Here is a 14,193-nt window from a genome sequence, read left to right as displayed (position 1 = left end):
TTACTCAAAAAGCGGATTACACGGATTTAAAAATTCAACCCCGACCCATCGGGGCCGGATTCAAGGTTAAAAAGTTGAAAGTTGGGAAAACACGGATTGCACAGATTACTCAAAAAGCGGATTACACGGATTTAAAAATTCAACCCCGACCCATCGGGGCCGGATTCAAGGTTAAAAAGTTGAAAGTTGGAAAGTTGGAAAGTTGGAAAATTGCAAAGTTGCAAAGTTGGAAAGTTCAAGGTGAATTTCATAGTTTTAAGAAAAACACCAAACACTAAACACTAAACACTAAACACTAAACGCTGAAAGCTAAACGCTGAACGCTATACGCTAAACGCTGAACGCTATACGCTGAACGCTATACGCTGAACGCTATACGCTGAACGCTATACGCTGAACGCTATACGCTGAACGCTATACGCTGAACGCTATACGCTGAACGCTATACGCTGAACGCTAAACGCTAAACACTAAACGCTAAACGGAAAACGGAAAACGGAAAACGAGAAATTGGCTAAATAATTTTGGGATAGATGCGCTAAGTTTTTTTATCTTAGAATCATGAAAAATATCGACAGTTTTATCCGTGAAATAACTGATTTTCCTAAACCCGGAATCAATTATAAAGACATTACCCCACTGCTTCAGGATCCTGCAGCGCTTCGGGAAACCGTAGCCAGGTTGATGGATTTAATTGGAGATCTTAAAATTGATAAAGTGGTTGGTATTGAATCCCGCGGATTTCTTTTAGGACCTATTTTAGCCGAAAAACTCAACGCTGGTTTTGTTCCTGTGAGAAAATCGGGGAAACTTCCTTATAAAACCTATGCCGAGGTTTATGATTTGGAATATGGAAAGGATATTCTTGAAATTCATCAGGATGCTATCAAAAAGGGGGATTCTGTCTTATTGCACGATGATGTGCTGGCCACCGGGGGAACTGCCAGAACTGCCTGCAACCTTATCGAAAAAATGGGAGGTAAGATCGTGCAGTGTAATTTCCTTATCGAACTTACTTATTTAAATGGAGAATTGAAATTACGGGATTACGATGTTAGATCACTTATAGGTTATTAACGAGGCGAAAGAATGTAGATGTTAGAGAAGAAAATAAAGAATAGAAAAAAGAAAAGAGACAAAATTATTCTTTACGAGCTAAGACCTCTCATATCTCAATACTCACATCTCAATACTTCATATCTCAATACTTTTTAAAGAATTTAAGATTGATTTAAGGCCTTTTTTGTCACCCAAAGCTTCCAGCCGATAATAGCTTTTTGAAGATTTGTGGCTTTTTGAAGATCCAGTTGCTGTTTTGAATAACTGGGAAGCACTTTTTTGTTGACTTTTGAAATGAATTTAAAAATTTTCTTTTGCATAATTTGGCCGGTTTCTATCAAAGATATTGAAAAATGCCTTGGCAGGATATAACTTTTACCGATCCAAATGAAACCAAGCAAAAAGGCCGCTTTTTTACAGCGTTTTTTCGAAAATGCCAGGAACTCTAAAAAGTGAAGGAGAACCAATTTTAGATCAAATACGAAGGTTAAGGACTTGGCAAAAATATTGGTCAATTTGAAAAGAAGAATATTTTTTCTCCACTCCCTGGTAATTCAAAAAAAACCCAATTTAAGGTTCTTATTATTTTATATATAAAAGCAATATCCTACACGCTGTTGTTTTCTAGTACACGAGATATTACGCCCCTTCAGGGCTTTGATATCAAGCTTGTTTTCTTTTATCCCGCTTCACGGGATGTTGATATATTACGCCCTGTCAGGGCTTTGACGTTGTAACTGTGCTATTTCATCCCGATTAACGGGATGTTAGCAAAGTATTTTATTTTAGGTCAAGCCTTCTCCGTATGGCAGTATTATCGAAGGATGCGGCTCAATGTTGAAATATCTTGATGTCTTGGACGGGTAATAATTAAGCCCCAAAGGGGGCGGAATATAGCAACGATGGGTGCAGCCCATCGTTAAAAAAGCGAACCTATATAATTAGCCATGAAGGGGCGTAATATACCTATCCTGGGACAATCACTGGTTAAAAATCATATACACCTCGTTTTTAGCACAAAACAACTTCAAACATTCATAATCCAGCCATGGAAGGTGAACCCTGTTGAGGACTTAAAATTTTAATTCCTCTACAACTTTTGAGAATGACCCCCAATTTTTTCAATCGGTTCTCTTAAAATTTGGGTTATTCAGCATTTTTTCCAGGAAGCTGTTATTTTAAAGGACTTGAAGTAACTATAACTCCTCCGTCCTTTTTCTCGCCAACGTAAATTGTGGGAACCCCATCTTCTACCTTGTAACTGGCGGAAGCTTTTTGGCCTTTCCCATTTAGCGATACATCAATAGCACTTATTAGTCCGGCGCTGTTTCTTTTTATGTTTTTAAAGTTAAGTTTAAAATTGGTTTGTTGTTTTGCAGCCTCTTTAAGTGAGTCCAGCTGCGCATCGCTGAAAGAGGATTTTATCTCAAATATTTTGGAACTGTTTTCAAAATCTACCTTTTTGGTGGTTAGCTCAATCACTCCATTTTCGGCATCTTTCCCATATTTTTTTACCGCATTTTCCCCTTTTAAAACAGTCACGGAAGCTATTTCATCAGTTTTTATAGAATTCAGTTCGAATTCTGCCTCCTTTATTTCTCCGTCAACTACCAAAAGAGGTTTTCCCTCCTGTAGATAAAAATTCATGCTCGCCGGATTGCTTTTTGTGCTATTTTGATATGCATAAATATCATCACTATCTCTCGCCAATATTGTTCCTATTCCTGGTTTGTCTGCTTCAAAACGAGCTCCAGTGCCAATCACCATCTTTATTCCATTCTTATTCGTATTCAAGGTGTCCTTTTTATCTTCCTTTTCCTGTTTTTCATCCTTTTCTGAACTTTTATTCTTGTTCGTTTGGGATTTTTCGAGATTTTTTTGGTTTTTCTTTACGGTTATAAAGGTGGGTTTATTTCCTTCATCAATTTGAAGATAATTTAAAGTGGTTTTCTTATTTTCATGATCTAGCTTTTTCATTTCTTCAGAAAAATCAGCGATGATTTCACCTTCGGCAACAAGGATAATTCCATCCTGCGCTTTAGTTCCATATTTCTTGATCTCTTCAGCTTCATTCGGCGAGATAAAAACAAACCCGCTTTTTAAGTGGATGGATTTCCCGTAAAGTTGCGCTGCCTGATATTCCTTTTTATTAATAATGAAAAGGGGATTTAATCCAATTTCAGCTAAAACCTTGTCTGTGGAGGTTTTTATTTCATTTGAAAAAACCGGTGCATCTGCAACTCCTGTTTCTCCGTTCTTATTCACAAAAATCACAAAAGAGCCTATTCCATCAGGATCATTTTTGCTGACGCTCCCCGAGTTATTATTGATTTTATTGAGAAAGTTGACGGTAATGGAGGTTAAAAGCCCTTCCGGAGTCCTACTTATATCTTCATATTCCAGCACAAGGTTTTGTTTCAGCATAAAATTCTTTGCAAAATCGAGATCTTCCGGACTGCTGTTCTCTGAGATGGAGGCCGAAAATTTTTCAGTCCTTGTGAGCTCAGTTTTTGCTTCGGAAGGTATGACCTGAGCCACGGTTTTTACATTAAAAACAAGCAGAAAAGCGAGCACGAGCGGAAGGACCGCAGTCATCTTCCATAAATTATTCGATGTAGATTTTTTGTGAAGCATAAGGATTCGTTTTTTGATAAATGATTGATAAAATGAATTGGAAAGTGCCGGCTGTCAATTCGCCAGGCATACTTTAAGAAGTGTTTCCTGATACCGTTTCCGGGAGATGTTTTTTGCAATTGTTTCTTTATCGGCTATAAACTCAAGATTCTGAAGGATGTTTTTCCTATAAAACCAAACCAACGGATTAAACCAAAGCACTGCAGTGGTTAGATTTGCTAAAAGCACATCGGCAGAATGATTTTGTGCAGCGTGAATTTTTTCGTGCTGCAGGATTATTTCCAATTCTTGCGGGCTATGCAATTTAGGGTTGAGAATGATGTATTTGAAAAATGAAAATGGCGGAATAGCCTCTTCGGTATGGAGGATGGTAATTCCCGCTTCCTTTAATTTTGGTTGGTTCCTAATGATATTTAAAAGTGAAATAAGCTGAAACCCAAACCGGATTAGAAAAAAGCTTAAACCTAAAAAATAAATAAATCCTGCGATTTGCCATCCGTTTAAAGGCTCTTCCTGAGGAAGGATGGAAATTTCCCCTGTAAAACCTTCGGTTATAATGAAATTTTCTGCTGCAAGCTCCTGGCTTTCTACCCGTATAGTTTTTGTGAATACTGCCGCAGGTACTATAAAAGCAGCAATAATTCCAAGGATCAGGAATTTTCGGTTTAACTGAAAGGAAGTATCATTTTTAAGCAACAGGATATAAACCAAATAGAAAAGGCTTAATAATCCAGCACTTTTTAGAATGTAGATCGAGATAGCTTCCATGTTATTTCTTTTTTTCGATGATGTCCAGAATTTCCCTCAACTCTGCAGCGCTAATCTTTTCTTCTTTGGCAAAAAAGGAGACCATGCTTTTATAAGAGTTGTCGAAGAATTTTTTTGTGGCGGTATTCATGAATTGTTTCCGGTAGACCTCTTTGGAAACCACCGGGAAATATTGATGGGTTTTACCATAAGCTTTATGAGACACATAACCTTTTTCCTCCATATTTCTAATAATAGTGGATACGGTGTTATAATGAAGATTTTCTTCAGTGATCTCTGCCAGCACTTCTTTTACAAAAGCTTTCTCCAGCTTCCATAAGATGTGCATGATCTCTTCTTCTTTATTGGTGAGTTTTTCCATGATTTATTTTTTTAAACGCAGTACTAGAAACATAGTTTTCAAATATAACGATAAAAATAGTTCATAACCTAATTTTGTAGTTTGAAATAGGAAGATGGATATTCATGTTTAGTTTCTTTATCTTCGCCAAAAAAAAATAATGAGCATTTTGTTTATACTTATTGGTCTGGCTTTGCTGGTAGTGGGAGGAGAGTTCCTTGTACGGGCGGCGGTTGCTTTATCTTTTAAATTCAACATTTCTAAAATGGTGATTGGGTTAACGGTTGTCTCTTTTGCAACCTCTGCCCCGGAATTACTGGTAAGTTTACAGGCTGCTCTTGGCGGTTTTTCTGATATTTCCCTTGGGAATGTTATAGGCTCCAATATTGCCAATTTAGGATTGGTGCTTGGAATAACAGCTATTATCTCCCCACTTACTATCGATCGCGATTTTTACAGGTTTAACTGGCCTGTAATGATGGTGTTCTCCATTGCTCTATTCTTTTTTTTAAGCAGTGGCGGACATTTATCAAGACTGGAAGGCGGAGTGTTCCTTGTGGCCATACTTTTATACTTGTTCCTTTTAATTCGAAGAGCGCGAAAAATTCATGTAGAAGTTGAAGGAATAGATGAATCCCTGAAAGTAACTTCTGGTTTTAAAACCATCATTTGGCTTGTAATAGGCGGGGTTGCCCTTTGGGGAGGATCGGAATTGCTGGTTAATGGGGCCGTAGATTTGGCCGGAATGCTAGGAGTAAGCGAGCGGGTAATTTCTGTAACCATTATCGCGATAGGGACCAGTGTTCCGGAACTGGCAGCTTCGGTTATTGCCGCGCTAAAACAGGAGAAAGCGCTTTCCCTTGGGAATTTAATAGGCTCGAATATCTTTAATATCGCTTCGGTTTTAGGAATAACTGCTTTAATTCAACCCATCTATTTACAATCTGAACAAATCCTTACAAGCGATATCTTCTGGATGCTGGGATTTGCTTTTATCTTGATCCCACTGGCATTTCTTCCGAGGAAATTTATCTTCGGAAGGTATAAAGGCTTAATCCTTTTTGTGAGTTATGTTATTTTTATTGGAATGGCCTTTATAGACTAATTTTAGGGGGTTTCGAAATTAAATAGCATAAATTTAAAAATTTAACCCTAAAATTTATAGGGTATGTTGCATAAATATGTATTTTTGTCGGCGTTAACCCTTAAAAATATACCTTTATATGTCTACCTTAAGATTTCAAGCTTTAAAAGAAACCTTTAACCGGAAACCGGTAAAGATAAAAGAGACCAAAAGGCGATCGGAACTTTTTGGCAACAATGTTTTCAATGAGACCGTTATGCGTCAGTTTCTTACAAAAGAGGCTTACCAAAATATTATTGATGCAAATAAATCTGGTTTAAAGATAAGCCGGGTTGTAGCCGACCACATTTCCACGGGGATGAAAGAATGGGCAATTTCTAAAGGAGTTACTCATTACACGCATTGGTTTCAGCCTTTAACAGGTTCTACCGCTGAAAAACATGATGCTTTTTTTGAAACTATAGGAGATGGACTTGCCATAGAGAAATTTGGCGGAACTCAACTTGTACAGCAGGAACCAGATGCTTCCAGTTTTCCTCACGGGGGAATACGCAATACCTTTGAAGCCAGAGGTTATACCGCATGGGATCCAACTTCTCCGGCCTTTATTTATGGAACGACTTTGTGTATTCCAACGGTTTATGTTTCTTATACAGGAGAAGCCCTGGATTATAAAACTCCCTTACTTCGTGCGTTGCAATCTGTTGATCAAGCTGCAACTGCCGTTGCAAAATATTTTGATAAAAATGTAAATAAGGTAAATGTAACCCTTGGATGGGAACAGGAATATTTCCTTATAGATTCCGCTTTGTATTTATCAAGGCCGGATCTTCAACTTTCCGGACGTACTCTTTTAGGTCATTCCCCCGCAAAAGGACAACAACTGGACGATCATTATTTTGGTTCCATTCCATCCCGAGCTTTAGCTTATATGAGAGATCTGGAAATTGAATGTATGTTGTTGGGAATTCCGGTAAAAACCCGTCATAACGAGGTGGCACCAAACCAATTTGAACTGGCTCCTATTTTTGAAGAATGCAATCTTGCGGTAGATCATAACTCGCTGCTGATGGATTTAATGGATAAGGTGGCAGAACGCCATAACTTTAAGGTCTTGTTCCACGAAAAACCTTTCGCCGGAATTAATGGAAGCGGAAAACACAACAACTGGTCATTGAGTACCAATACTGGAATAAATCTTTTAAGTCCCGGTACCACCCCAATGAAGAATTTGCAATTTCTTACCTTCTTTATAAATACAATAAAAGCCTTGCATGATAACGAGGAACTTGTTCGTGCAACCATTGCAAGCGCCTCGAACGACCATAGATTGGGTGCAAATGAAGCGCCACCGGCCATTATTTCAGCCTTTATAGGAAGTCAGTTAACAGAAGTCTTAAATGAACTGGAAAAAGTAACCGACGGGAAATTATCACCTCAGGAAAAAACCGACCTCAAATTGAACGTGGTAGGTAAAATACCAGAGATCTTATTGGATAATACAGACAGGAACCGTACTTCTCCATTTGCTTTTACCGGTAATAAATTTGAATTCAGGGCGGTAGGTTCTACTGCAAACTGTGCCGATCCGATGATGGTTTTAAATACCATAGTAGCCAAGCAACTTACCGATTTCAAAAAGAGCGTTGATGCATTGGTGAAAGACAAGAACATGAAAAAGGATGATGCCATTTTCAATATTTTGAGGGACTACATCAAAAAATCCAAAAAAATCAGGTTTGAAGGGGATGGTTATTCCGATGCATGGCAGGATGAAGCAAAAAAACGCGGCTTGAGTAATAATAAAACTACCCCGGGAGCTTTAAAAGCCCAGGTTTCTAAAAAAACCATCGCACTTTATGAAGAAATGGGTGTGATGAATAAAAGGGAAATTGAAGCACGTCATGAAATAGAACTGGAGGATTACTCTATGAGGATACAGATTGAAGGACGTGTTTTGGGGGATATTGCGCGTAACCACGTTATCCCAACCGCAATACGTTATCAAAATATCCTGATTGAGAATGTGCGGGGCTTAAAAGAAATTTTTACCACAGATTTTGAAAATCATTCCAAGGAACAATTGAAGATCATTAAAGAGATTTCTGAACATATCGAGCATATTCATTTTGATATCAATGCGATGATCGAAGAGCGCAAAAAAGCAAATATAATAGAGGATTCTGAAAAACGGGCTTTTGCTTATTGTGAGAAGGTGAAACCTTATTTTGAGACCATCAGATATCATTGCGATAAACTGGAGTTAGTAGTAGATGATGAGCTTTGGCCATTGACCAAATACAGGGAATTATTGTTTACGCGATAATATTCATTTAATATCAATCAACCAGACCTCACAGTTTTAAAACCTGTGAGGTCTTTTTTTTGCGCGAAATTAAGTTGCCTCTTTTTGCTTTTACACCCTTGATGAAAAATCTAAACCATGTATCTTTGAGATCTCATAAAAGAAAGCATTCCATGAGTCAGGAAATAAGTAAACGATATGCCGGAAGAGGGGTATCTGCAGGAAAAGAAGATGTACACAAGGCGATAAAAAATGTGGATAAAGGGCTTTTTCCGAAGGCTTTTTGCAAAATTGTTCCCGATCATCTCACGGGAGATGAGGATTATTGCCTGATCATGCATGCCGATGGTGCTGGTACAAAATCATCGCTGGCATATATGTACTGGAAGGAAACCGGAGACGTTTCGGTTTGGAAAGGTATCGCTCAGGATGCGCTTATTATGAATATAGACGACCTGCTTTGTGTAGGCGCTACAGATAACATTCTTCTTTCTTCTACCATAGGCCGTAATAAGAACCTTATTACCGGAGAAGTTATCTCCCAGATCATCAATGGCACCGAGGAACTTTTGAAGGATCTCAAGGAACACGGAGTGGTAATTCATTCCACCGGAGGAGAAACGGCAGATGTTGGCGATCTTGTGAGAACCATCATTGTAGATTCTACAGTTACCGCCAGGATGAAAAAAAGTGATGTTATCGATAATTCCAATATAAAACCCGGAAATGTGATTGTAGGATTAGCTTCGTTTGGAAAAGCTACCTATGAAAAGGAATATAACGGCGGAATGGGGAGCAATGGCCTGACGTCAGCCCGTCACGATGTGTTTTCTAAAGTTTTAGCCGAAAAATATCCGGAAAGTTTTGATAACAGCATTCCCGAAGATTTGATTTATTCCGGCAGTAAAAAACTCACCGATAAAGTTGAAAATTCCCCTTTGAATGCTGGTAAACTTGTGCTTTCTCCAACCAGAACCTATGCTCCAATTATCAAAAAAATCCTGAAGAGATTCAGCAATAAAGAGATTAGCGGAATGGTGCATTGCAGCGGGGGAGCGCAAACAAAGATCCTTCATTTTATAGATAACCTCCATATTATTAAAGATGATCTTTTTGAGGTGCCACCGCTCTTTAAATTAATTCAGGAAGAAAGTAAAACCGACTGGAAAGAAATGTACCAGGTATTCAATATGGGACACCGGATGGAACTGTATGTGGATGAAAATATCGCCGATGAAATTATAAATATTTCAAAATCCTTTGAAGTAGATGCCAAAATAATAGGCCGCGTGGAAGCTTCAGAAACTAAAAAACTCACCATTAAAAGCGAGTTCGGGGAATTTGAGTATTCATAATCAAGATTTGAAATCTGAGTAATGAGTATTGAGAAAAAAAATTCGTGTATTCGTGGCTAAAAACCATGGAAGATTGATTTCTGCGAAAATCTGCGAGATCAGCGGGAGAAATGAGTATTGAGTATTGAGAAATGAGTAAAGAAACTTGAACCCTGAAACAAGCCCTTTTTAGTACGAGCTTAGAATTAAAAATCATGAATGATCTATCTTACCTCTCATATCTCACATCTCAATACTTTTTTACCAAATTCCGGTAATTCTAAATCCAAGGAATTATTGTAAATTTGTTCCGAAAAATTTTGTGAAAATTTATGATTGAGAAGCTGAATATAGTGAAGCAACGCTTTGATGAGGTGAATGATCTTATCATTCAACCGGATGTGATTTCCGATCAGAAGCGGTACATAGAACTTAATAAAGAATACAAGGATCTTAAAGCGCTCATGGATGTGCGCGAGCGATATATAGAACTTACAGATAATATTGAGGAAGCCCAGGAAATGATCTCCGATGGCAGTGATCCTGAAATGACTGAAATGGCAAAACATCAGTTAGAGGATTCCAAGAATGAACTTGCCAAACTGGAGGATAAAATAAGGATCATGTTGGTTCCCAAGGATCCTGAAGATGCAAAGAATGTTGTCATGGAGATTCGTGCAGGTACTGGTGGGGATGAAGCCAGTATTTTTGCGGGAGATCTTTATAAAATGTACACCAAATATGTGGAGAGCAAAGGCTGGAAGGCCACCATTGTAGATTATAATGAGGGTACAAGTGGCGGTTTCAAGGAAATGATCTTTGAAGTTACCGGAGAAGATGTGTACGGGACTCTTAAATTTGAAGCCGGTGTTCACCGGGTACAACGGGTGCCGCAAACAGAAACCCAGGGAAGAGTACATACCTCTGCCGCAACGGTGATGGTACTTCCTGAAGCGGAGGAATTTGATGTTGAAATAAACCCCAAAGACGTGAGGATAGATTATTTCTGTTCTTCAGGTCCCGGAGGACAATCGGTAAACACCACCTATTCAGCAGTGCGGTTAACGCACGTTCCAACAGGATTGGTCGCTCAATGTCAGGATCAGAAATCCCAGCATAAAAACAAGGAAAAAGCTTTTAGGGTTTTGAGATCCAGGTTGTATGAGCAGGAACTTGCCAAGCAAATGGAACTGGATTCTGCAAAGCGGAACTCTATGGTTTCCAGCGGAGATCGAAGCGCAAAGATACGCACCTACAATTATTCCCAGGGCAGGGTTACAGATCACCGTATTAATCTTACGCTCTATGATTTGTCCAACATTATCAATGGGGATATTCAAAGAATTATAGATGAGTTGGCATTGGTTGAAAACACACGGAAACTCAGAGAAAACAGCGATGTGTTTTAAAATTGTGTTTCAGTTTCATTCATTTTCCCTATAATAAATCCCCCAAAACATGACCACACAAGCGCTTCTTGAACAAATACACAGGAAAAAATCATTTTTATGTATTGGTCTGGATACCGATCTTGATAAAATGCCAACGTATCTACTTTCTGAGGAGGACCCTATGTTTGCCTTTAATAAGGATATCATAGATGCTACACATCAATTTGCGGTGGCATACAAGATCAATACGGCATTTTATGAGGCACAGGGTAAAAAAGGATGGAAAGCCCTTAATAAAACCATTGAATATCTAAACAGTGAATATCCAGACCTTTTCACTATTGCCGATGCAAAAAGAGGGGATATCGGCAATACTTCTGCTATGTATGCAAAGGCTTTTCTTCAGGAAATGGCTTTTGATTCTGTAACGGTTGCACCTTATATGGGAAAGGATTCTGTGGAACCTTTTCTTGCAATCCGCGATAAACACACCATATTACTCGCACTCACATCAAATGAAGGAGCTTTTGATTTCCAAACCCTGAAAACAGATGGGGTAGAATTATATAAAAAAGTGATCGAAACTTCCAAAACCTGGGAAAATTCAGAAAGCTTGATGTATGTGGTGGGAGCCACTAAAGCCGAACACCTGGCAGAGATCAGGAAGTTGATTCCGGATAGTTTCCTGCTGGTTCCCGGAGTGGGAGCTCAGGGAGGATCGCTTGAGGATGTTTGTAAATACGGGATGAGCAAAAATGTAGGACTTCTGGTAAATTCTTCCCGCGGAATTATATATGCTTCTGAATCTTCAAATTTTGCTGAAATTGCCGCCGCTAAAGCAGAAGTTATGCAACGGGAAATGGCAGCGCAACTTTCGAAATTACACCTGTAATTTTTATGGGTTTAATCGGACTTATTCTTTTAGTGAAGTCCCTAAGAATTTAATATTTATTTTTTTCACCATAGTTTATAAAAGAAACCAGCTAAAAAATAGCTGCATTAATAATATGAAATGAGCATATCGAAAACATGATGCAAAAATCGACCTAGATATGCGAATTGCTCCCGAAAGCTATCGGGAGACCAATAAAAAAGAATAAATATCCCAATATGAAAGACCAGTTAAACAGGGAGATCCATCTGGAAAAGGTGCCTCAAAAAATAGTTTCTTTAGTTCCCAGTCAAACGGAATTGCTCTCTTACCTTGGTCTTGAGGACAAAATTGCAGGTGTGACTAAATTTTGTGTGTATCCTGCCCGTATTCGGAAAGAAAAGAAAGTGGTTGGCGGAACAAAAACGGTTCAATTTGATACGATACGGAATTTAAACCCCGATATTATTCTGTGTAATAAGGAGGAGAATACCCAGGAAATGGTTCGGGAATTGAAAAAAATTGCCCCTGTACATATTTCTGAAATAAACAATTTTGAAGATTCCCTGGAGCTTATCGCGATGTATGGGGAACTTTTTCAATGTGCTGAAAAAGCAGAAGAATTGATTGAAGATTTGAAAAATGAAAAGGAAAAATTTCAGGCTCAAATTCCTGAAAAAGGACTCAAAGTAGCTTATTTGATATGGAAAAACCCATGGATGGCAGCCGGCGGTAATACCTTTATCAATTCCATGTTGAAGTTAAACGGATTAAAGAATGTATTTGAAACCAATCCTGAACGTTATCCGCAAACAACACTTAGGAAGTTAAAGCTTTTAAAGCCTGATCTTATTTTCCTGTCTTCTGAGCCTTACCCGTTTAAGCGAGCTCATATTAAGGAAATTCAGGAGGTTTGTGATGTGCCGATAATATTGGTAAATGGTGAATTCTTTAGCTGGTATGGCTCGAGATCACTGCCTGCATTTCATTATTTTGAAGATTTTCAGAAACAGGTGTCTAAATCTTTATAATTTAGGGCTCTTAATTCTTCCAGAACCTCCTTTGCACGTGCATTAAGTTCGTCACTTCTGTCTTTATTTGTAAGGGCAGCTTGAAATGCACGATTCATTAGGCTGGAATATTTCTGACATAATCGTTCTTCTTTACTCTTAAAAAAAATATTTCCCAACATATTTATTGCTAATTTCTTGTAAAATTAAATATTCTTGGATTTAAATTGTATTAAGCTGAGGTTAAAATAATTGTAAAGTTCTGTTTATTTTAATCCTGTAAGGCAAAAACCCTTTTCAATATTTGGGTTGTTCTGGCAGCGAGATTTGTCCTTATTTCCTGTTCCTCAATGGCAATCATTGTATAAACTCCATCCAAAGCTTCCCGGGTTACATAATCCGGTAAATCCGGATTGACTTTGGCTGTTAATGGCAGGGCGTTGTACCGGTCAATTATATTGGTCCACACTTGTGTTGCTCCCACACGATCCAGTGAGTTGGTGATTACCGGATTGAATTTTGAATATAGTTGCTGCTCTGTTTTTTGATTTAAATAGGTTGTGGCGGCAGTATTGTTTCCCAATAGAATATTTCTTGCATCGGTAAATGTGATTTCCTTTACTGCATTTACGAAAATTGGCGTAGCTTCCTTTACAGCATCTTCAGCAGCACGGTTTAAAACTTTAAGACCTTCATCTGCAAGGGAGCTAAGTCCAACATCTCTAAGGGTTTTGTCTACCTTTTGCAATTCCGGAGGTAAATTTATCCTTACCAGCTCATTTTTGAAGAAACCATCTTCCTGAGTTAATTTTGTAACCTGTTTGTCAATTCCCTGATCAAGCGCCTGTTGCAAACCGGCAGCAATTTCAGTATTTGAGATTCCGTATCCGCCATTAGGCATCTGGTTGGCAATATCCTGAAGTTCAGCACAACCGGTCATTAAAGGAATAAGTACGAGAAGTAATAATTTTTTCATCTGAAATAATTTTTGTTTTGTTTTTGTTTTAGGGAATTGTAGAAAGCTGCTTTTTTTAACCACAAAGGGCGCAAAGTTTTCACAAAGGTCACAAAGTCTTGCTATTTCAAACGACAAGGCTGTTTCAAAAGTATTAATAAAAAACGTGCCAGCTTATAGAATTTCCTGTTATAGTTATATTAAAATAGTAATGTCCGGTAAAGAGTCAAGATCGTTGCTGAAACATAAGATTTGAGATGTGAGTCTTGAGAAAAGAAACATGAACTTAGAAAAAAATAATAGAGAATAGAAAAAATAATAGAAAAATTAATCTTGTATTTATTGCGAAATGAAGATTGATCTCTGCGAAAATCAGCGGGATCAGCGGGATATAGAAAATAAGTAACATTGAAAATTAATGTTTAAAACCGGTCTACACTAA

The 14,193-nt window shown here is 38.1% G+C and carries 14 protein-coding genes; 8 read left to right on the top strand and 6 right to left on the bottom strand.

Annotation, left to right across the window (positions count from 1 at the left end; all coding sequences use genetic code 11):
- Both ACKGJN_RS09460 and ACKGJN_RS09455 read left to right on the top strand, forming a co-directional pair.
- Nucleotides 1-278 (top strand): hypothetical protein (locus ACKGJN_RS09460; protein WP_409539244.1); only part of this gene is annotated, 278 nt, incomplete at its 5' end.
- 283 nt (nt 279-561) lie between these two features.
- Entirely contained in the window at nt 562-1,077 is a 516-nt protein-coding gene (locus tag ACKGJN_RS09455) for an adenine phosphoribosyltransferase (RefSeq protein ID WP_409539243.1), read from the top strand.
- Between the two features lie 143 nt (nt 1,078-1,220).
- On the opposite strand, the gene ACKGJN_RS09450 is transcribed toward ACKGJN_RS09455, so the two are convergent.
- The 4 genes from ACKGJN_RS09450 to ACKGJN_RS09435 form a co-directional block, all read right to left on the bottom strand.
- Nucleotides 1,221-1,379, bottom strand: a complete 159-nt coding sequence (locus tag ACKGJN_RS09450; RefSeq protein WP_409539242.1) for an SsrA-binding protein — start codon at nt 1,377-1,379, stop codon at nt 1,221-1,223.
- A gap of 853 nt (nt 1,380-2,232) precedes the next feature.
- Nucleotides 2,233-3,693: a hypothetical protein gene (locus tag ACKGJN_RS09445; RefSeq protein ID WP_409539241.1), complete on the bottom strand. Its 1,461-nt coding sequence runs from the start codon at nt 3,691-3,693 to the stop codon at nt 2,233-2,235.
- Nucleotides 3,694-3,747: 54 nt separating this feature from the next.
- Nucleotides 3,748-4,461, bottom strand: coding sequence for a M56 family metallopeptidase (locus tag ACKGJN_RS09440; RefSeq protein WP_409539240.1), 714 nt, complete (start codon nt 4,459-4,461; stop codon nt 3,748-3,750).
- A 1-nt stretch (nt 4,462) separates the two neighbouring features.
- Entirely contained in the window at nt 4,463-4,822 is a 360-nt protein-coding gene (locus tag ACKGJN_RS09435; RefSeq protein ID WP_409539239.1) for a BlaI/MecI/CopY family transcriptional regulator, read from the bottom strand.
- A 139-nt stretch (nt 4,823-4,961) separates the two neighbouring features.
- Here ACKGJN_RS09435 and ACKGJN_RS09430 point away from each other — a divergent pair, with 139 nt between their 5' ends.
- From ACKGJN_RS09430 to ACKGJN_RS09405, 6 genes are all read left to right on the top strand, one after another.
- Nucleotides 4,962-5,906 carry a calcium/sodium antiporter gene (locus tag ACKGJN_RS09430; RefSeq protein WP_409539238.1) on the top strand — a complete coding sequence of 315 codons (945 nt, stop codon included), beginning with the start codon at nt 4,962-4,964 and terminating at the stop codon, nt 5,904-5,906.
- A gap of 118 nt (nt 5,907-6,024) precedes the next feature.
- Nucleotides 6,025-8,211, top strand: coding sequence for a glutamine synthetase III family protein (locus tag ACKGJN_RS09425; RefSeq protein WP_409539237.1), 2,187 nt, complete (start codon nt 6,025-6,027; stop codon nt 8,209-8,211).
- A 152-nt stretch (nt 8,212-8,363) separates the two neighbouring features.
- Entirely contained in the window at nt 8,364-9,545 is a 1,182-nt protein-coding gene (locus ACKGJN_RS09420; protein WP_409539246.1) for an AIR synthase related protein, read from the top strand.
- 311 nt (nt 9,546-9,856) lie between these two features.
- Entirely contained in the window at nt 9,857-10,933 is a 1,077-nt protein-coding gene (prfA, locus tag ACKGJN_RS09415) for a peptide chain release factor 1 (RefSeq protein WP_409539236.1), read from the top strand.
- A 49-nt stretch (nt 10,934-10,982) separates the two neighbouring features.
- Nucleotides 10,983-11,807, top strand: coding sequence for an orotidine-5'-phosphate decarboxylase (gene pyrF, locus ACKGJN_RS09410; protein WP_409539235.1), 825 nt, complete (start codon nt 10,983-10,985; stop codon nt 11,805-11,807).
- Between the two features lie 218 nt (nt 11,808-12,025).
- Nucleotides 12,026-12,817: an ABC transporter substrate-binding protein gene (locus tag ACKGJN_RS09405; protein ID WP_409539234.1), complete on the top strand. Its 792-nt coding sequence runs from the start codon at nt 12,026-12,028 to the stop codon at nt 12,815-12,817.
- Here the strand turns inward: ACKGJN_RS09405 and ACKGJN_RS09400 are convergent.
- On the bottom strand, nt 12,790-12,978 hold the full coding sequence (locus ACKGJN_RS09400) for a Lacal_2735 family protein (RefSeq protein ID WP_409539233.1): 189 nt from the start codon (nt 12,976-12,978) through the stop codon (nt 12,790-12,792). The two genes, ACKGJN_RS09405 and ACKGJN_RS09400, sit on opposite strands and share 28 nt — an antisense overlap.
- An 89-nt stretch (nt 12,979-13,067) precedes the next feature.
- Nucleotides 13,068-13,772 carry a DUF4197 domain-containing protein gene (locus ACKGJN_RS09395; protein WP_409539232.1) on the bottom strand — a complete coding sequence of 235 codons (705 nt, stop codon included), beginning with the start codon at nt 13,770-13,772 and terminating at the stop codon, nt 13,068-13,070.
- Nucleotides 13,773-14,193: the final 421 nt, after the last annotated feature.

It is taken from the genome of Gillisia xinjiangensis (assembly GCF_046298265.1).
Lineage (GTDB): Bacteria > Bacteroidota > Bacteroidia > Flavobacteriales > Flavobacteriaceae > Gillisia > Gillisia xinjiangensis.
Note: the sequence above shows the minus strand (reverse complement) of the source record. Positions and strands in the feature narration are given on the sequence as shown.